21 protein-coding genes are annotated in these 17284 nt (G+C 44.8%); 12 read left to right on the top strand and 9 right to left on the bottom strand.

Annotated elements, in window-relative coordinates; translation table 11 throughout:
• Positions 1-17: 17 nt before the first annotated feature.
• Positions 18-1019: a tRNA 4-thiouridine(8) synthase ThiI gene (locus tag Q1Q15_RS15425; RefSeq protein WP_300461769.1), complete on the top strand. Its 1002-nt coding sequence runs from the start codon at positions 18-20 to the stop codon at positions 1017-1019.
• Positions 1020-1082: 63 nt separating this feature from the next.
• On the opposite strand, the gene Q1Q15_RS15420 is transcribed toward Q1Q15_RS15425, so the two are convergent.
• The gene (locus Q1Q15_RS15420) at positions 1083-1568 is read right to left on the bottom strand and encodes a response regulator (RefSeq protein WP_300461767.1); all 486 of its coding nucleotides are present in this window, start codon (positions 1566-1568) and stop codon (positions 1083-1085) included.
• Positions 1569-1690: 122 nt separating this feature from the next.
• A complete protein-coding gene (gene rlmN, locus Q1Q15_RS15415) occupies positions 1691-2731 on the bottom strand; it encodes a 23S rRNA (adenine(2503)-C(2))-methyltransferase RlmN (protein ID WP_300461765.1) in 1041 nt (346 codons plus the stop codon).
• A gap of 108 nt (positions 2732-2839) precedes the next feature.
• Here rlmN and ffh point away from each other — a divergent pair, with 108 nt between their 5' ends.
• The 11 genes from ffh (at position 2840) to Q1Q15_RS15360 (ending at position 11283) form a co-directional block, all read left to right on the top strand.
• On the top strand, positions 2840-4165 hold the full coding sequence (gene ffh / locus Q1Q15_RS15410; RefSeq protein ID WP_300461764.1) for a signal recognition particle protein: 1326 nt from the start codon (positions 2840-2842) through the stop codon (positions 4163-4165).
• A gap of 16 nt (positions 4166-4181) precedes the next feature.
• A complete protein-coding gene (gene rpsP, locus Q1Q15_RS15405) occupies positions 4182-4430 on the top strand; it encodes a 30S ribosomal protein S16 (protein ID WP_300461761.1) in 249 nt (82 codons plus the stop codon).
• Positions 4431-4494: 64 nt separating this feature from the next.
• Positions 4495-4725 (top strand): KH domain-containing protein, encoded by a 231-nt coding sequence (locus tag Q1Q15_RS15400; RefSeq protein ID WP_300461759.1) that lies wholly within the window; start codon positions 4495-4497, stop codon positions 4723-4725.
• Between the two features lie 9 nt (positions 4726-4734).
• Positions 4735-5247, top strand: a complete 513-nt coding sequence (gene rimM / locus Q1Q15_RS15395; protein WP_300461756.1) for a ribosome maturation factor RimM — start codon at positions 4735-4737, stop codon at positions 5245-5247.
• Positions 5247-5999 carry a tRNA (guanosine(37)-N1)-methyltransferase TrmD gene (trmD, locus tag Q1Q15_RS15390; RefSeq protein ID WP_300461754.1) on the top strand — a complete coding sequence of 251 codons (753 nt, stop codon included), beginning with the start codon at positions 5247-5249 and terminating at the stop codon, positions 5997-5999. Before rimM ends, trmD begins: the two co-directional genes overlap by 1 nt.
• Positions 5986-6549, top strand: a complete 564-nt coding sequence (locus tag Q1Q15_RS15385) for an RNA methyltransferase (protein WP_300461752.1) — start codon at positions 5986-5988, stop codon at positions 6547-6549. Before trmD ends, Q1Q15_RS15385 begins: the two co-directional genes overlap by 14 nt.
• A gap of 46 nt (positions 6550-6595) precedes the next feature.
• Complete coding sequence (gene rplS, locus Q1Q15_RS15380; RefSeq protein ID WP_300461749.1) at positions 6596-6946, top strand: 50S ribosomal protein L19; 351 nt, start codon at positions 6596-6598, stop codon at positions 6944-6946.
• Between the two features lie 21 nt (positions 6947-6967).
• Positions 6968-7573 (top strand): ribonuclease HII, encoded by a 606-nt coding sequence (locus Q1Q15_RS15375; RefSeq protein ID WP_300461746.1) that lies wholly within the window; start codon positions 6968-6970, stop codon positions 7571-7573.
• Positions 7563-7937 carry a YraN family protein gene (locus Q1Q15_RS15370; protein ID WP_300461743.1) on the top strand — a complete coding sequence of 125 codons (375 nt, stop codon included), beginning with the start codon at positions 7563-7565 and terminating at the stop codon, positions 7935-7937. Before Q1Q15_RS15375 ends, Q1Q15_RS15370 begins: the two co-directional genes overlap by 11 nt.
• Positions 7930-8796: a 16S rRNA (cytidine(1402)-2'-O)-methyltransferase gene (gene rsmI / locus Q1Q15_RS15365; RefSeq protein WP_300461741.1), complete on the top strand. Its 867-nt coding sequence runs from the start codon at positions 7930-7932 to the stop codon at positions 8794-8796. The genes Q1Q15_RS15370 and rsmI overlap by 8 nt, the downstream gene beginning before the upstream one ends.
• Positions 8797-9030: 234 nt before the next feature.
• Positions 9031-11283, top strand: a complete 2253-nt coding sequence (locus Q1Q15_RS15360; RefSeq protein WP_300461739.1) for an inorganic phosphate transporter — start codon at positions 9031-9033, stop codon at positions 11281-11283.
• Between the two features lie 305 nt (positions 11284-11588).
• Here the strand turns inward: Q1Q15_RS15360 and sat are convergent, their stop codons facing one another.
• The 7 genes from sat to Q1Q15_RS15325 all read right to left on the bottom strand — a co-directional run bounded on the left by sat (position 11589) and on the right by Q1Q15_RS15325 (position 17270).
• Positions 11589-12866: a sulfate adenylyltransferase gene (gene sat / locus Q1Q15_RS15355; RefSeq protein WP_300461736.1), complete on the bottom strand. Its 1278-nt coding sequence runs from the start codon at positions 12864-12866 to the stop codon at positions 11589-11591.
• A gap of 124 nt (positions 12867-12990) precedes the next feature.
• Complete coding sequence (locus tag Q1Q15_RS15350; RefSeq protein WP_300461734.1) at positions 12991-13620, bottom strand: HAD family hydrolase; 630 nt, start codon at positions 13618-13620, stop codon at positions 12991-12993.
• 36 nt (positions 13621-13656) lie between these two features.
• Complete coding sequence (locus Q1Q15_RS15345; protein ID WP_300461732.1) at positions 13657-14355, bottom strand: DUF1573 domain-containing protein; 699 nt, start codon at positions 14353-14355, stop codon at positions 13657-13659.
• Positions 14356-14476: 121 nt separating this feature from the next.
• Positions 14477-15097, bottom strand: coding sequence for an MBL fold metallo-hydrolase (locus tag Q1Q15_RS15340; protein WP_300461729.1), 621 nt, complete (start codon positions 15095-15097; stop codon positions 14477-14479).
• A gap of 9 nt (positions 15098-15106) precedes the next feature.
• The gene (gene nusB, locus Q1Q15_RS15335; protein ID WP_300461727.1) at positions 15107-15538 is read right to left on the bottom strand and encodes a transcription antitermination factor NusB; all 432 of its coding nucleotides are present in this window, start codon (positions 15536-15538) and stop codon (positions 15107-15109) included.
• A 4-nt stretch (positions 15539-15542) separates the two neighbouring features.
• Positions 15543-16019 carry a 6,7-dimethyl-8-ribityllumazine synthase gene (gene ribE / locus Q1Q15_RS15330; protein WP_300461724.1) on the bottom strand — a complete coding sequence of 159 codons (477 nt, stop codon included), beginning with the start codon at positions 16017-16019 and terminating at the stop codon, positions 15543-15545.
• A gap of 48 nt (positions 16020-16067) precedes the next feature.
• A complete protein-coding gene (locus tag Q1Q15_RS15325) occupies positions 16068-17270 on the bottom strand; it encodes a bifunctional 3,4-dihydroxy-2-butanone-4-phosphate synthase/GTP cyclohydrolase II (RefSeq protein ID WP_300461721.1) in 1203 nt (400 codons plus the stop codon).
• Between the last annotated feature and the right edge of the window lie 14 nt (positions 17271-17284).

The following is a 17284-nucleotide window of genomic DNA, read 5'->3' as shown; positions in this document are numbered from 1 at the left end:
CCATAGCGTGGATATATATGAAAATTGATCAAACTTCAATACCGATTAAGGGCCTTGGCCTGTGTTCCGGGGGGCTGGACAGCATCCTTTCCGCCCTGGTGCTTCAACGCCAGGGAATTGATGTCACCTGGATTTGCTTTGAAACCCCTTTCTTTTCATCCGAGTCCGCCAGAAAAGCATCCTGTCACACCGGCATTCCGCTGATAACACTTGATATCACAGATGACTATATGGAAATGATGAAAGCCCCTAAGGCCGGGTTTGGAAAAAACATGAACCCCTGTATGGACTGTCACGCATTGATGTTTTCCAAGGCAGGTGACGTTCTAAAAAAACAAGGGTTTCATTTTCTGTTCAGCGGAGAAGTGATAGGGCAAAGGCCCAAATCCCAAAATAAAAATTCATTGCGGTATGTGGAAAAAAATTCTGGTTTTGATGGTCAGATATTGAGACCGTTGTGTGCAAAATTGTTACCCGAAACCCTTGTTGAACAAAAAGGTCTGGTTGACCGGGACCAGCTTTTGGATATCTCCGGCAGATCAAGAAAAATTCAACTGCAGATGGCCCGGGAGTTTGGCATTAAAGACTACCCGTCTCCCGCCGGTGGCTGTCTTTTAACGGACAAAGCCTTTTCTGGCAGACTAAAGGACCTGATGAATGTTCAAAAACTTTTTGATAAAAGAGAGTTGTACTTTTTAAAATATGGCAGACACTTCAGACTTGACTCAAGAACAAAGGTCATTGCAGGACGGTCTGAACAAGACAACACTCATCTGCTCAATTCCTTTGACCAAACCAAGGATGTTTTATTGAAACATGTCAAACTGCCGGGCCCTGATGTAATCCTGACAGGCAGCAATACCTCAGAAAACATCCGGACAGCCGGGATCATCTGTGCAAGCTATACCAAGTCAAAACCAGGAGACCCTGCCGATATAAGGGTCCTGGAAAACGGAACACAAACCGTGATCCGTGTCTCAGCCGTGGAACCCCTGGAATTTAAACATCTGATAATTTAGCCATCCCTTAAGACACCCTTAAAAGAGATGGCCAGGCGTTATTTGAATACCTTGATGGGGGATTTAATAATAAATCATCTTTTCCCAGAACTCTTTCTCGTCCTTGTCCCAGTCCGGCCCGAATTTTTTTTCACAAAATGATCCAAGCCTTTTGTACCAGCTCGTCCATGGATTTTCCCCTTTCTCTTTAGCTGTCAGCACATCAACAAGAAAGGTTTCAATATTGATCATTTCTTCTTTGGGTATATACGAACAGGCACCACCACGATAGGATTTTTTGATATTATCCGGGCTCAGGGCGTGGGCGGTGAGCATAACCGCTACCACATTTTTCTTATTTGCGGTTTCCAGCAACTGGTAGCCGTCAACACCCATGATATCAAGAATTGCAATATCAAAATCCTCGGTCTCAAGAAGGTGATTTGCTTCCTCAAAACTTGTTGCCCTGACGGTGGTACTCATATCGAGTAGTTCTTCCAGGGAATCAAGGACATCCGGTTCATCATCAACAATTAGGATTTTTTTATTTTCAAGGCTGATAGTTGACATTTTTTCTTCCAATCAGTTAAGGGTTACGAACAATAGGTGAACGCATCTTGCGATCCCCTTAAGTATAAATCATATCCCAAAAGATTCAATACTCAAATTTGACTTTATAACTCCATCCGAAACTAAGGCAGCAATTTTGCTTTCAATTGTCCACAGGCCGCCAAGATGTCATCTCCTTTGCTCTTTCTTGTGATCGCTGTTAAATTTCGGTCAAGTAAAATCTGCAAAAAATCGCTGACGGCGTTCTTGGATGGCCGTTTAAAATCACTTCTGCCATGTTCGTTGAAGGGGATCAGGTTCACCTTTGCTTTTATGGGCAACAAAAGCTTCACCAGTCTCAGGGCATCTGTTCGTGTATCATTCACACCTTTCATTAAAATATATTCAAAGGTGATCTTATTTCTGGGCTTCATGGCAAACGTCTGACAGGCGGCCAGCAACACAGGTAATGGATACGTTTTATTAATGGGCATTAATTCGGACCGCATCTCATCGGTGGTTGCATTTAAAGAAACCGCCAGGTTCACATCGGTATCAAGGCCCAGCTGTGTCATTTTCGGGACCAGGCCGGAGGTTGAGACCGTTACCCGCCGGGATGAAAATTTGAGACCATAATCACTGTCGGTTATGATGAATAACGCCTTGATCAGGTTTTTATAATTGGCAAGGGGCTCCCCCATTCCCATAAATACGATATTGGAAAGTTTCAAGGGGTCGACATCCTTTTCAAGCAGGTAATATCGTGCATCCCTCACCTGGGAAATAATCTCAGCGACACTAAGATTCCTGACAAACCCGCCCTTGGCAGTCAGACAAAACTGACACGCCTGGGCACATCCAACCTGGGAAGACACACAGAGCGTGAAATGATCCTTTTCAGGAATCAGGACCGATTCGATATGCTGCCCGTCTGCCAGTCGGAGCAGAAACTTTTCCGTTCCATCAACAGAAACCTGGCGTTCATCAAGGATGAGGCGGTTAACGAAAAAGCAATCCGCAAGTGTCTTGCGCAGCGCTTTAGAAAGATCCGTCATCTGTTCGAATGCATCGACCTGTCGGATATAGAGCCACTTGAATATCTGTCCGGCCCTGAACGGGCGAATGTCTCTGCTCTCAAGCCATACAGCGAGATCATCCCTTGTAAAATCCAATATGTTTTCCATGGTTTTCCCAAATATTTTAATCGGCTAAAATTTATTATTTTCTTGACATACCACGGAATCTATACTAATTTCAATGATTTGATTTGATATTTCGAGGTTGATCTTTTTATGTTTGAAAATTTGAGTGACAGGCTTGATTCGGTCTTTAAAAAGTTAAAAGGTCACGGCACCCTGAATGAAAAGAACATTGATGATGCTCTCAAGCAGGTTCGGATGGCGCTGCTTGAGGCGGACGTCAATTATAAGGTTGCAAAATCCGTTATTTCAGATATAAAAGAGCGTGCTCTGGGCCAGGATGTCATGCAAAGCCTTACCCCGGGTCAGCAGGTCATAAAAATTGTAAACGATGAATTTACCAGAATGATGGGATCTGAACATCAAGGCCTGAATTTTGATGGAAGGTCTCTGGGGTCCATTATGCTCATTGGACTGCAAGGTTCTGGTAAAACCACTACGGCAGGAAAACTGGCACACTATCTTCGAAAAGAAGGCCGAAAGCCATTTCTGGTACCAGTGGATGTATACAGGCCTGCAGCCATTGATCAGTTAAAAAAAATTGGGCAGCAACTGGATGTTCCGGTATTTCAGTCTTCAACTGACATGAAGCCTTTAACTATTTGTCAGGAGGCACAATTAGCCGCCAGGGAACAGGGGTGTGACACACTGATTCTGGATACAGCCGGACGATTGCATCTTGATGAAACCTTAATGGCTGAGCTCAAAGACATTAAAAAAGGCATCAACCCATCAGAGATCCTTCTGGTGGCGGATGCCATGACCGGTCAAGATGCGGTGAACATTGCGGCATCATTTGACAAAGCCCTTGATTTGGACGGTGTTGTGCTAACAAAAATGGATGGTGACGCTCGCGGTGGTGCAGCACTTTCCATAAAAGCCGTTACCGGTAAGCCGTTAAAATTCATTGGGGTCGGTGAAAAATCAACCGCTTTGGAAGCATTTCATCCGGACAGGATGGCCTCCAGAATTCTGGGAATGGGAGACACGCTTTCCTTTATTGAAAAGGCACAGGAAGCCGTTGACCAGAAAGAAGCCAAGGCACTTGAAAAAAAATTAAGAAAAAATGCCTTTACCCTGGAAGATTTCCGGAACCAGATGAAATCTGTACGGAAAATGGGGTCCATTAAAGATCTGATAGGGATGTTGCCGGGTGTAAATAAAAAGCAGTTGAAAGGCTTAAATATAAGCGACAAGGAATTTGTCAGGATTGAAGCGATTATCAACTCAATGACGTCTGAAGAAAGGCGATTATACACCATCATTAAAGGGTCAAGAAAAAAAAGAATTGCCAGGGGAAGCGGGACAACGGTTCAGGATGTCAACAAACTGCTGAAAAGCTATTCCCAGTCCATGAAAATGATAAAGAAATTTAATAAAGGCGGTATGCGTTCATTGAAAAACATGCTGCCATTCTAAGGAGAAAAAAAAGAATATGTCCGTAAGAATCAGATTGACCAGACAAGGCACAAAGAAAAAACCGTTCTACAGAATAGTGGCTGCTGACATTGAAAGCCCGAGAGACGGAAGATTTTTGGAACTTTTAGGCACGTATAATCCAATGATTGAGCCGGCTGCCATTACCCTGAAAGAGGACAGAATAAAATATTGGCTGGACGAAGGTGCCAAACCCTCAACCACTGTCCAGAGCTTATTAAAACGGCAGGGAATCCCCCAGGCATAAGTATGCATGCTGTTTAACAGGCACTCCCGGTATTCTCAATACCCCGTTAAAAGGAGATCTAATTATGAAAGAGTTGGTAGAATACATTGCAAAAGCACTGGTTGATAATCCTGATCAGGTTCAGGTATCCGAAGTGGTTGGAGATCAAACGTCTGTTCTGGAACTTAAAGTGGCAAAGGAAGATCTGGGAAAGGTTATTGGGAAGCAGGGCAGATCGGCAAGAGCCATGAGAACCATTTTAAGCGCAGCATCCACCAAACTTAAAAAACGAACGGTTCTTGAAATCATTGAGTAGGGAAACCACATGAACGATAATGCCGATCTGTTAACCATAGGTCAAGTAACCGGCGTTCATGGGCTTGGTGGCAACATTAAGGTTCGATCTTTTGCAGAATCAGTGGATACTTTCTGCCCGGGCAGAAGCGTGCTGTTAACCGCTGAAGATGACACGGGACAACGATACACGATTCTCAAGGCAATCCCCCAGCGAAAGGGGATTCTTCTGTTGCTTGAAGGGATTGATAACCGGGAACTTGCCGAGGATCTGGTGGGAAAAAAAATTCTCATCGACCGGGCTCAATTGCCGGAACCGGAAGAAGACACCTGGTATTGGCAGGACCTTTTGGGGCTGGATGTGTTTGATGATCAAAAAGGGTATATCGGCAAAATAACCGATATTATTCCCACCGGTGCAAATGATGTGTTGGTGGTAACCGGCAAAATCCGGGAAACACTGGTACCGATGCACAAGCACTTTATCGACTCGGTGGACATTGAAGCAGGGACCGTGAGGACGACATTACCCGAGGATTATTAATGGACTTTACTGTACTCACCCTGTTTCCCGACCTCATCGGACCCTTTTTTGATCATGGTATGATCTCAAGGGGTATTGAGAAAAATCTCATAAAAGGACAGTGTATCAATATCCGGGATTTTTCAACAGACCGCCATAAGACAGTGGATGACCGGCCCTATGGCGGGGGAAGCGGCATGATCATGAAACCGGAACCCCTGCAGGCCGCAGTGGAATACGCCCAAAAAAAAAGCCCTGAATCACGGGTGATATTGATGACCCCCCAGGGGACCCGATTCAGCCAGGAAAAAGCCCAGGAACTTGCATCTCAAAAAACCGGACTTATTTTTGTCTGTGGCCGTTATGAAGGACTTGATGAACGGATAACCACATTGCTGGTGGATGAAGAAATTTCCATCGGGGATTATGTTATGACAGGCGGGGAATTGGCCGCCATGGTGATCATTGATGCCGTCGCCAGGTTAATCCCAGGTGTCCTGGGCAGTTGTGACTCTTCGAAATCGGATTCATTTACAGATGACCGACTGGAATATGCACAATACACAAGGCCGGAAGAATTTAACGGATTAGGGGTTCCCGGGGTATTATTATCCGGAAACCATGAAAAAATAAGGCAGTGGAGAAGAACCTCTTCCCTTCAGAGAACGTTTCTGAAACGACCGGATCTTTTCAGGAAAAGCACACTGACAACGGAAGAAAAAAACATATTAATGCAATGGCGTCGGGAGTTGGGAACCTTTGTTAGCGAGTAACCTTTACGTGGCATTGATCCATTTTCCGGTGATGAACAAACTGGATCAATCCATAGGATCATCCCTGACAACCATTGATTTGCATGATATTGCAAGGGCATCCATCACCTTTGGGGTAAAAGGATTTTACGTCGTAACCCCTTATGACGACCAGGCAACGCTGGCCAAAGAGGTGATTGAACACTGGACAAACGGAGTGGGCGGCAAGCTCAATCCGTTCAGGAAAGCAGCTCTTGAACTTATTCGTGTGACCGCAACCCTTGAAGATGCGGTCACATCGATAGAAACAGAAAGAAAGGAACCAGTGGTCACCATTGCCACCAGTGCAAAAAAAACCGCCGGTTCAATAACAACAAAGGCGTTACAGCTAAAACTTGAGAATAAAGCATCCCATGTGCTTGTTTTTGGAACGGCATGGGGACTGGCAGACGAATTGATTGACACGTGTGATTTTATTTTAGACCCGATTGATGGGGGCTCAGATTACAATCACCTTTCTGTCAGGTCTGCCGTATCAATATATTTGGACAGAATCATTAATGGCAGATAAGATACGTATCCGTTTACCAAAAGGGAAGGATCTTAGGAGAAACAAAATGAGTAATGTAATCGAAAAAATAGAAAAAGAACAATTGCGACTTGATATCCCTGAATTTGATTCAGGAGATACTGTAAAAGTACATGTAAAAATCAGAGAAGGTGAGAAGGAACGTATCCAGATATTCCAGGGGGTGGTGATTAAAAAAACCAAAGGGTATGCCAGCGCTCGTTTTACCGTAAGAAAAATATCCGGTGGTATTGGTGTTGAAAGAATTTTTCCGCTGTATTCCCCTATCCTTGACAAGATAGAAGTCGTTACAAGGGGGCGCGTCAGACGATCCAAGCTTTACTACCTTAGAAACCTTAGAGGGAAAGCTGCCAGGATCAAAGAAAAACGGTTTGCATAACAGCCCCTTAAGGTTTCGCTGATGTGGCAATTTGAACACGAAGCAACTGCCCGGGGATTTAACAGCATAGCAGGTATAGACGAGGCCGGCAGGGGACCCCTTGCCGGTCCTGTGGTTTCTGCTGCAGTGATCTTGCCTCTGGATTTTTTCTGTGAAGGAATTGATGATTCCAAACGGCTGTCAGAAAAAAAAAGAGCCGCGTTTTTTCCTGTAATCAAAGAACAGGCCATTGCTGTTGCCACTGGTATCGCCACCCACAAGGAGATAGATCAGATCAATATTCTCCAGGCCACTTTGCTTTCCATGAAGCGGGCCGTTGAAAATCTATCCCACCCGCCGAATTTCCTTCTCATCGATGGCAAATTTACCCTGGACATGGACATAGATCAGTCTGCTATTATCAAAGGAGATTCGAAAAGCATTTCCATTGCTGCAGCTTCCATCATCGCCAAAGTCACCCGGGATGCCATCATGAAAGACCTTCATGAAACCTATCCAGACTATAATTTTCTCCAGCACAAGGGCTATCCCACCAAAGCCCACAAGCAAGCCATTTTCACGCATGGCCCCTGCCCGGTTCACAGGCGGTCCTTCAAGGGAGTCAGGCAGGTTTTCAATGACCGATGATGGAAAAACACTGGGCCACGCCGGTGAAACAGCAGCGGCTGCTTTTCTCCGGAGTCAAGGGTTTGCCATTCTGGAGACCAACTATCGAACCAAGACTTCTGAAATCGATATTATTGCCCGGGATAAAGAGTATCTCTGCTTTGTTGAGGTCAAGACCCGGCGCAGTTTAAAAAAAGGACTGCCAAGAGAAGCCGTCACCCGATCAAAACAAAAAAAAATTATCCTGGGTGCCTTATTTTATCTTAAACACACCCATCAAATGGACATAAGGGTTCGGTTCGATGTGGTGGAAGTGTATGAAAATAAAGACGGGTTTTCCTTTTATTTAATGAAAAATGCATTTCAGGGCCATCAAAATGGATGACCCAACTTCCTTTGGCACTTTATATGTGATTGCGACTCCGGTGGGGAATCTGGAAGACATCACCTTCCGCGCGGTTAAGGTGTTAAAACAGGTTGACCTGATTGCAGCAGAAGATACCCGGCACTCGAAAAAACTATTGTCCCACTATGACATCAAAACAAAACTTGTTTCCTGCCATGAGCACAATGAGGTCAACAAAATCCCCCATTTCATCACTCACTTGAAAAACGGTCTCAACATTGCCCTGATTTCCGATGCCGGGACACCGACCATTTCAGATCCGGGATACAAACTTGTCACTGCCGTGGCTGGCGAACACATCAAGGTGATCCCCATTCCCGGATGCAGTGCTGCCATTGCCGGATTAAGCGTATCCGGGCTTCCCACGGATTCGTTTCTTTTTTTGGGATTTCTGCCCAAGAAGCACCAGAAACGACACCAGGCAATTGAAGCTGTAAAAAATCAAAGCGCTACCCTCATCTTTTATGAATCTCCGAAACGGATTAAACCCCTTAGTGACGCGATGATGCTTGTTTTAGGGGATCGAAGGGCATGTCTGGCAAGGGAAATCACCAAGCTCCACGAGGAGTACATCAGGGGAACATTGTCGGTAATTATCCAGCAATTAAACCAGAAAGAGACCATTAAAGGAGAATGTGTGTTATTCGTCCAGGGGTGTTCACCTGAAAAGCCTCCGGACAAAGAACGACTGGCAGAAATTATCCTTGCAAGACTGTCCACAACGGATCTGAGCACATCCGGTCTGGCCAGGCAGATTTCAAAGGAAACCCATCTGCCGAAAAAACAGATCTATGAAACCATCCTTACCCTTCAACATCTAAAAAAAACATCCTGTTAATTTTATACTCGCATGCACCTCATTTCCCATTCATCACTTTTCCAATTGTTAGAATTATGTTAGACTTGTCTCAACCTCTTGTAAAATAGGATTAAAAGGGTTATTAGGCTTGAACGCTTAGAATTCAATTAGGTTTATATTAGTCGTTAATTTAACAAATCACTAAATAAAGGCATCTAATCCCACTATCCGGGAAACTATTTTGCCTATTATAACTTCAAAAGAGAGAATATTATGGGTCTTCAATTGTGCTATATCATTATCGGCATGCTGGTCTTATTTGCGATATTTGACCTGATTGTCGGCGTTACCAATGACGCAGTCAACTTTTTAAATTCTGCCATCGGGTCCAAGGCAGCACCGTTTGTTGTCATCATGGCCATCGCCAGCCTGGGCATCCTGGCCGGAGTGACCTTTTCCGGCGGCATGATGGAAGTTGCCAGAAAGGGCATTTTCCATCCCCAACTGTTTACCATGCCGGAGCTGCTGACGATTTTCCTTTCGGTCATGATCGCGGACATTCTCCTGCTGGATCTGTTCAACACCCATGGGCTGCCGACGTCCACAACAGTATCCATTGTCTTTGAACTGCTGGGAGCAGCTGTGGCGGTTTCCATGATCAAAATTATAGCCGCCACTGATGCGTCCATGGAATTATGGGACTATATCAATACCGCCAAGGCCATGGCCATTGCGGGCGGCATTCTGTTATCCATTGTGGTGGCCTTTTTCTCGGGTGCGGTGATGCAGTTTGTTTCCCGGCTGATTTTCACATTTGACTATCAGGATCGGTTAAGAAAATACGGCGCGCTATGGGGAGGCTTTGCCATGACGGCCATCACCTTTTTTATTCTTGTCAAAGGCTCAAAAGGGGCAACCTTTATGGATGCCGGGACAATCACCTGGATCAAGACCCATTCCTTCACCATCATGTTCGGGATCTTTATGGTCTCGGGCACCATTTTCCAGTTTTTGATATCCATTTTTAAGATCAATATTTTAAAACCCATTGTCCTCATCGGTACTTTTGCCCTGGCCATGGCATTTGCAGCCAACGATCTGGTAAATTTTATCGGCGTTCCCCTGGCTGGTCTGAATGCCTTTCAAAATGCCATTGCCTCCAGTGACCCGTTAACTATTCCCATGGTTGCATTAAGCAAAAAAGTCCAGTCCCAGACCTATATCATGCTGGGGGCAGGCCTTATCATGGTGGTCACTCTGTGGCTCTCCAAAAAGGCCAGAACCGTAACAGAAACAGAAATCCGCCTGGGCCAGCAGGATGAGGGCACAGAAAAATTTGAATCTATCTGGCTGTCCAGAAAAATCGTCAACATGTTTGATGGATTATTCGGCACCATAAAACACCTGACACCCCTGCCCTTGAGGAACACCATTTCCCGGCGCCTTGCCCCGATGGCAGAACGAAAAGGGGTTTCCCAGTCGGGAGAACCCTCCTTTGACCTGGTTCGTGCCTCTGTCAACCTGATGGTGGCCAGTGCGGTGGTGTCGTTTGCCACCTCTTTGAAACTGCCCTTATCCACCACCTATGTTACGTTCATGGTAGCCATGGGAAGCAGCTTTTCGGATCAGGCCTGGGGCCGGGAGAGTGCTGTGTACAGGGTCACTGGTGTATTAACGGTCATTGGCGGCTGGTTTATGACCGCTTTCATTGCCTTTGTGGCCGCGTTTATTTTTGCCAATATCTTATCCTATTTAAAAGTCCCCGGATTTTTTATTCTCTTCGCGTTTGCCGGATATATGATCCGAAAAAATCACCACAAACATAAAGAACATGAAAAAGACAAGGAAGAAACCAGTATATATAACCTGCACAATGTTAATGATTTTCAAACATCCGTCTCCCAGACCTTTGATCATCTGGCCGTTCTTCTTAAAGGTATCAGAGAATCCTTTGACATCGTTTTTAATGCGCTCTTTGAGGAAGACCTCGATAAATTGCGGCAGGAAAGGATGCGGGTCAAGCACTTCCAGAACAGCACCAATATTATCATTGCCAATATTTTCAAAGTATTGAGGTTGCTCTCCAAAGAAGACCAGGACACCTCCTATAATTACTACCAGATCATCCGACGGCTTCAAAAATTAACAGATGGCCACCGGGATACGGTGATCCGGTCCAGCATGCACGTCAGTAATCGCCACAAGGGACTGTTGGAAGTCCAGATCATTGAATTAAAAGAGATCCAACGGGTTTTTTTGAATATCTTTGCCCTTGTGGAGACCGCTTTCCGGGACAAGGAAATTGTGGACTGTCAGCAAGCCGTAGAACAATTTCACTACTTGAGGGAACTGGTGGATGATTTTAATGAAAACCAGATTGAAAGGATCAGAAATGATTCCTCAAAGACGCGACTGAGCATCCTTTTTTATGCCATAAGTGGAAATTGTGTCATGATGTCCAAACAGAATGTAAAACTATTGGATATCTTCAATGAATCGTTTAAGTTGAACCAGAAATGTTCATAAATTTGGGACTCAACTTTCGGAACGGGTCATTTTACAGGGGTCACGCTTTTCTTATGGTACATTACCTGTCTGATCATGAAACAATGATAAAAGCGCATTAGAAAAGCCGGACCCCATCCATTAATTAAAGCCAGGGACCCCAGATAAAATAAGGTAAGCAGAAATTCAGCTTATAAAATTTGCGGTCCTAAAGATCGAAAATATCAGTTAGGGACTCGGAAATAAAAAAAGGGGGTCTTTCCTTTTACAAGGAAAGACCCCCTTTGTATGTTTAAAATGGGGTTGCCCTTAACAGAAAGGACAAATTACATTTTAGATCCTTCTGCATGACTCTGAAGTTTAACTTCAACTTTCTCAGTCAAGGACGCATAGTATTTTCTCAGGATAACCAGAACTTCCTCCCGGCCAAAGTGATCCACAACTTCTTCGTTGTTGGACAGGGCATGACGCAATTTGGTTCCGGAAAGGATAACCCTGTCATCTTTACCGTGGGGGCAGGTTCTCATGGAAGCCATGCCGTCACATTTATGGCAGTAGAATGTCCAGTCAATTTTCAACGGTTCGCAAAGCAGTGCTTTTCCGGGTTCTGACGGGGTCGGGATCGTGTCAAAAATTTCCTGGGCCTCAAACAATGTATAGAAGTCACCAACACCTGCATGGTCACGACCGATGATCATTCTGTTCACCCCATAGTTCTGACGGAAAGTGGCGTGGAGAAGGCCTTCTCTTGGACCGGCATAACGCATGTCAAGGGGATATCCACCATTGACGACATGTTCCGGGACAAAAAACCCTTTGATCAATGTGTCAATACATTCAATACGAACGTCTGCCGGAATATCACCGGGTTTGAGATTACCAATCAAAGAATGGATCAAAACACCATCACATACGTCAAGGGCAATTTTGCAAAGATGCTCATGGGATCTGTGCATGGGGTTTCTCAACTGCATTGAAGCAACGTTTGCCCAGCCTCTTTCATCAAAAATAGCCCGGGTTTCAGTTGGCGTCAGATAAACCCCTTTAAATTTTTCCGGGAATTCGCCTTCAGAAAGGACTTTTACAGGACCGGCAAGACAAAATTCTTTTCTGGCCATAACCATCTGAACACCTGGGTGATCTTCCATGGCAATTTTCCAGAACACATCATCCGCAGATTCTTCGCCATGACCTTTATAGACTTTTTCACATTCCCATTTTTTCTCGTCTTCGGACATTTCAAATTTTTCTTCTATTTTCATGGTGGCAAAAATTTCGCCTTTTCTTTCCAGGGCAATTTCATCACCAACATTGATCTGGGCGGCATCATCTTTGGCTGCATCCAACATCACCGGTACAGGCCAGAAGGTACCGTCAGCCAGAAGGAAGTCTGAACAAACACCTTTCCAGTCCGCTTTGGTCATAAACCCGTTAAGCGGGCTGAATCCACCGATTCCCAGCATGATCAAATCGCCTTTAACCTGGGAAGAAATCTCAATTTTTTTGAGACCTGCGGCTTTTTTAAGTTCTGCTTCTAGTTCTGCGCCTTCAAGCTTACAAATTACGAGACCTTTTCCACCGTGCGGTGCTACTAATTTCGACATATTCTTCATTCTCCTTGTTTATGTTTTACTTGTAATAAATGTTTATCCAAACATTTATCTTGAATTCTAAACTGAAAAATCTTGTATCATGTAATGATGATGGATGAATTTGTCAAGAATTTTATTAATTTATCTGTAAAATCTTAGCAATTTCATCCATTGAATTCACATTAACATCTGCCGGTAATGCCGGATTTTTAAATGCGGCAAACCATACCTTTGCATTGACAGCCGCCTGCTGGTCATATTCAGAATCCCCCACAAAAAGGATCTCAACCGGTTTCAGATTAAATTTTTCCATGATAAGCAGCAATTGCTCAGGATCAGGCTTGGGATGTTTAACCGTTTGTGCCGTGACCACAACTTCGAAATAATCTTCCAGGTGAAAGTCTTCCAGCACCTTTTCCATGGTGTTGGTCCGGTTGGTGCCGATTCCCCTGATATACCCGTTATCTTTCAGGGATATGAGCAGTTCTTTCAACCCTTTCTCCATGGTCATATACTGGATGAATTTAGGGTATCCAATGTGTTTAAGGCACTCATAAACACGTGTAAGGTCCTTCATTTCAGAAAAAAGATAGCCAATCGCATCAGTGACCGTCATCATATGCACATTGACAAACTGATCTTCAGTCAAAGAGGGTTTGCCAAAGGCCTGCAACACCTCGTCATAAAATTTTCTGTTGGCAACGGCCGTATCAAACATGACACCGTCACAGTCAAAGACCACTGCTTTTATTTTTGAAATATCCATATTTTTTTTGGGGAGGGGATTAAGGGTTCAATACGCTTAAGAACGGGGTTCCTTTTTTTTAATAAAAATGGCATAGACCCTGATGGTCAGATTTGGTTTGTACGGACTGTCTGTTTTAAGGGTCAGCACATCATACAGATCGCCGGCCGTATCTGACGTACTTTTAATTTTAACCTGCCAGGATTTTTTATCGCCGTTGAGTTCTATCAGCTGGGCTTTAATTCTAGTATTGATCTTCTGTTTCATTTCCAGAATTGAAAAAGGATATTTTTCCGCCGGGGTAATATTGACAACAGCATCCAGAGTGTCACCTGGGTTTCCATTCAGGTAAACCGATCTGGGGCTGATATCCACAACTTTTTCCACCGGTCCTGTGACCGTCAGGTTGAACTTTTTTTTATCCGGATCATTCGTCTTGACCAGGATATTTTTCCTCATGGTCTTTCCACCGTATCCACTGGTTTTAAAGCTCACCATTATCTTGCCTTCCCCGCCCGGGGGAATGTCCCTGTCAAAGGAATGTTTATCACACCCTCAGGGCGGCAAAACATTGTCGATATGAAGCGCGGTATCCCCGATATTTTTAACGTTAAACACATGGGCAATAGGAACCCCTTCGGGCACCGATTCAAACGTAAAAACAGGAACATCAACCAAAACTATGGGTTGCGCCATTCCCTGTTGAACCATACAAAATACGGCAATTGCAATGACGATGATGATTTTCTTTTTCATGGCAAGTCACTTTAGCCTAATCAATTAATATTAAAATCTGTAAGACACGGTATATTGATTTAAAAAAAAAATCAAGTTTGATGGTTTAAGGAAAAACGGGTCCCACCCCTCTTTTGGTCTTTCATCTTAAAAACGGATTCATTCTCCGTTCATTGCCAATGGTTGTTTCCGGGCCATGACCGGTGTACACGAGGGTGTTCTCGTCAAGGGACAGCAGTCGATTTTTGATACTTGAAATCAAGGTATCATAGTCGCCACCTTCCAGATCTGTCCTGCCGATGGACCCGGCAAACAAGGTATCCCCGGCAAACAGGTGACCTGCAGTATACAGGCAGACACCGCCTTTTGAATGACCTGGCGTGTGAATCACTTTCAGGGTGATGTCACCAAATGTAATTTCATCCCCGTCTTTTAAAAGAATATCAGCAGGGGGGGAATCCTCCACAGACATCCCAAACATTAACGCAGACTTTGACAGTTGATTCAACATGGGCTCATCATCCGGATGAATGGCCAGCTGCGCCCCGGTCACTTCTTTCATTCTTTTATTGGCCCCCACATGATCGAAATGACCGTGGGTATTAATCAGGTATTTCACCCGTAATTCGGCTTTTGACAATTCCATCAGGATTCGATCCGCATCATCTCCCGGATCAATAACCACCGCTTCTTTTGTAGATTCACATCCTAAAATATAACAATTGGCCATAATTGGGCCCACTTCAAGTTTCTTTATAAACAAAACAACCTCCTAAGATTTATCCGCTATTTCCAATCCTTCAAGGGATTTGATTCGATCCAGAACGCCATTGATAAATGCGCCGGAATCCCTAGTGCCATATTTTTTTCCGATTTCAACTGCTTCATTTATGGTAACGGAGCAGGGAATATCCGTGCGTTTTAAAAATTCAAAGATGGCAATTCTCATAATATTTCTGTCCACCACAGGCATCCTGGAAATTTTCCAGTTTTTTGAATACCGGTTTAACAGGGCATCAATTTGAGATTCATTCTCCTTTACCCCTTTTACCAGATCCAGGAAAAACGGTTTGACTCCCTGGGTAAGACTTTCTTCATTATTGGCACAGAACGCCGCCATACGTTCATCTGGGTCTGATGCGTCCAGATCAAAAGAAAACAAGGCTTGAAGGGCAAGTTCCCTTGCCTGCCTGCGGTCCCCCATAATTTTATTGTGCCTTTTTCAGACTATCGGAAAGATTTGCCATTTCCACGGCACCCAGAGCGACGTCAAACCCTTTATTTCCGGCTTTTGTTCCTGCCCTTTCAATGGCCTGCTCAATGGTTTCCGTGGTAAGGATACCAAACATCACCGGTACGTCGGCCTCCAGGCTGACCGTTGCAATGCCCTTGGATACTTCAGCGCACACATAATCATAATGGGTTGTGGCCCCCCGGATGACGGCGCCAATACAGATAATGGCATCATAGGATCCATGGTTCAGCATTTTTTTTGCAGCCAGAGGAATTTCAAAGGCGCCGGGAACTTTTAAAACCGTGATATCCTTATCTTCGGCGCCGCTTCTGATGAGGGCATCCAGTGCCCCTTCCAAGAGCCGTCCGGTAATAAAATCATTAAAACGGGAAGCAATGATTCCAAACTTTTTACCCTGGGCCTGTAAGCCTGCTTCGATAATTTTGGGCATGTTTATATCCTTTTATTCTTCATATTAATCACACGTTAAAATAACCCCTTACATGTGGAGCAAATGTCCCATCTTCGCCTGTTTACATTTTAAATATCCCTGGTTGTAACAATTGGGCTCAACTTGAATGGGAACCTGCTCAACAACCGTTAATCCATAGCCTTCCAGGCCGATCATTTTTTTGGGGTTGTTGGTTAAAAGGCGCATTTTCTTGACCCCCAGATCCACCAGCATCTGGGCGCCCACACCATAATCTCTCATGTCTGCATCAAAGCCGAGTTTTTCATTGGCTTCAACCGTATCCAGACCCTGGCGCTGGTATTCATAGGCTTTTAATTTGTTGACAAGCCCGATGCCCCGGCCTTCCTGGCGAAGGTATAACAGCACGCCACACCCTTCTTCTTCCATCATGGCCATGGCCCTGTGGAGCTGGTCCTGGCAGTCACATCGAAGGGATGAAAAAATATCCCCGGTCATGCATTCTGAATGAACCCTTACCAGAATTTCCTTTTCAGGATCAATTTCCCCTTTTACCAGGGCAATGTGGGTCAAATCATCGAGATCGTTTTCATACGCAATGATCCTGAACTCTCCCCCCACCTTTGTGGGAATAACCGTCTCCGCGGCCTTTTTAACGAAACTTTCCGTTTTAAGCCGGTATTTCACCAGGTCCGCAACCGTGCAGATACCGATACCATGTTTTTTTGCAAATTTTTCCAGGGACGGCATCCGTGCCATGGTGCCGTCATCGTCCATAATTTCACAAATCACCCCGGCAGGTTTCATGCCCGCCAGCCGAGCCAGATCAACCGATCCTTCTGTCTGGCCGATCCGGACCATGACACCGCCGTCCCTGGCCCGCAACGGGAAAATATGTCCGGGTCTGGCAATATCATTGGGGGTGGTGTCATCGGCCACAGCCGTCAGAACAGTTGTGGCACGGTCTGCTGCGGAAATCCCTGTGGTGACTCCCATTTTAGCCTCAATGGACACGGTAAATCCCGTGCCGTATTGTGAGGTATTATTGTCCACCATCATGGGCAGGTCCAACCGGTCTGCAATCGTTGAATCAAGGGAAAGACAGATCAATCCCCTTCCATGGGTGGCCATAAAATTAATGGCTTCAGGTGTTACCGCTTCTGCTGCCATGGTCAAATCACCCTCGTTTTCACGATCTTCATCATCCACGAGAATAACCATTTTACTGTTTTTAATATCTTCAATCGCCTGTTCAATTGTTAAATGCGGCATATCTAAATCCTTAA

This window comes from Desulfobacula sp. (assembly GCF_030145145.1).
In the GTDB taxonomy this organism is placed as follows: domain Bacteria; phylum Desulfobacterota; class Desulfobacteria; order Desulfobacterales; family Desulfobacteraceae; genus Desulfobacula.
This window is presented reverse-complemented; position numbering and strand designations above follow the sequence as displayed.

Coding starts and splice junctions, on each gene's coding strand:
- Q1Q15_RS15425 (WP_300461769.1), top strand. CDS start 18: ATGAAAATTGATCAAACTTCAATACCGATTAAGGGCCTTGGCCTGTGT.
- Q1Q15_RS15420 (WP_300461767.1), bottom strand. CDS start 1,568: ATGTCAACTATCAGCCTTGAAAATAAAAAAATCCTAATTGTTGATGAT.
- rlmN (WP_300461765.1), bottom strand. CDS start 2,731: ATGGAAAACATATTGGATTTTACAAGGGATGATCTCGCTGTATGGCTT.
- ffh (WP_300461764.1), top strand. CDS start 2,840: ATGTTTGAAAATTTGAGTGACAGGCTTGATTCGGTCTTTAAAAAGTTA.
- rpsP (WP_300461761.1), top strand. CDS start 4,182: ATGTCCGTAAGAATCAGATTGACCAGACAAGGCACAAAGAAAAAACCG.
- Q1Q15_RS15400 (WP_300461759.1), top strand. CDS start 4,495: ATGAAAGAGTTGGTAGAATACATTGCAAAAGCACTGGTTGATAATCCT.
- rimM (WP_300461756.1), top strand. CDS start 4,735: ATGAACGATAATGCCGATCTGTTAACCATAGGTCAAGTAACCGGCGTT.
- trmD (WP_300461754.1), top strand. CDS start 5,247: ATGGACTTTACTGTACTCACCCTGTTTCCCGACCTCATCGGACCCTTT.
- rplS (WP_300461749.1), top strand. CDS start 6,596: ATGAGTAATGTAATCGAAAAAATAGAAAAAGAACAATTGCGACTTGAT.
- Q1Q15_RS15375 (WP_300461746.1), top strand. CDS start 6,968: ATGTGGCAATTTGAACACGAAGCAACTGCCCGGGGATTTAACAGCATA.
- Q1Q15_RS15370 (WP_300461743.1), top strand. CDS start 7,563: ATGACCGATGATGGAAAAACACTGGGCCACGCCGGTGAAACAGCAGCG.
- rsmI (WP_300461741.1), top strand. CDS start 7,930: ATGGATGACCCAACTTCCTTTGGCACTTTATATGTGATTGCGACTCCG.
- Q1Q15_RS15360 (WP_300461739.1), top strand. CDS start 9,031: ATGGGTCTTCAATTGTGCTATATCATTATCGGCATGCTGGTCTTATTT.
- sat (WP_300461736.1), bottom strand. CDS start 12,866: ATGTCGAAATTAGTAGCACCGCACGGTGGAAAAGGTCTCGTAATTTGT.
- Q1Q15_RS15350 (WP_300461734.1), bottom strand. CDS start 13,620: ATGGATATTTCAAAAATAAAAGCAGTGGTCTTTGACTGTGACGGTGTC.
- nusB (WP_300461727.1), bottom strand. CDS start 15,538: ATGGGGGACCGCAGGCAGGCAAGGGAACTTGCCCTTCAAGCCTTGTTT.
- ribE (WP_300461724.1), bottom strand. CDS start 16,019: ATGCCCAAAATTATCGAAGCAGGCTTACAGGCCCAGGGTAAAAAGTTT.
- Q1Q15_RS15325 (WP_300461721.1), bottom strand. CDS start 17,270: ATGCCGCATTTAACAATTGAACAGGCGATTGAAGATATTAAAAACAGT.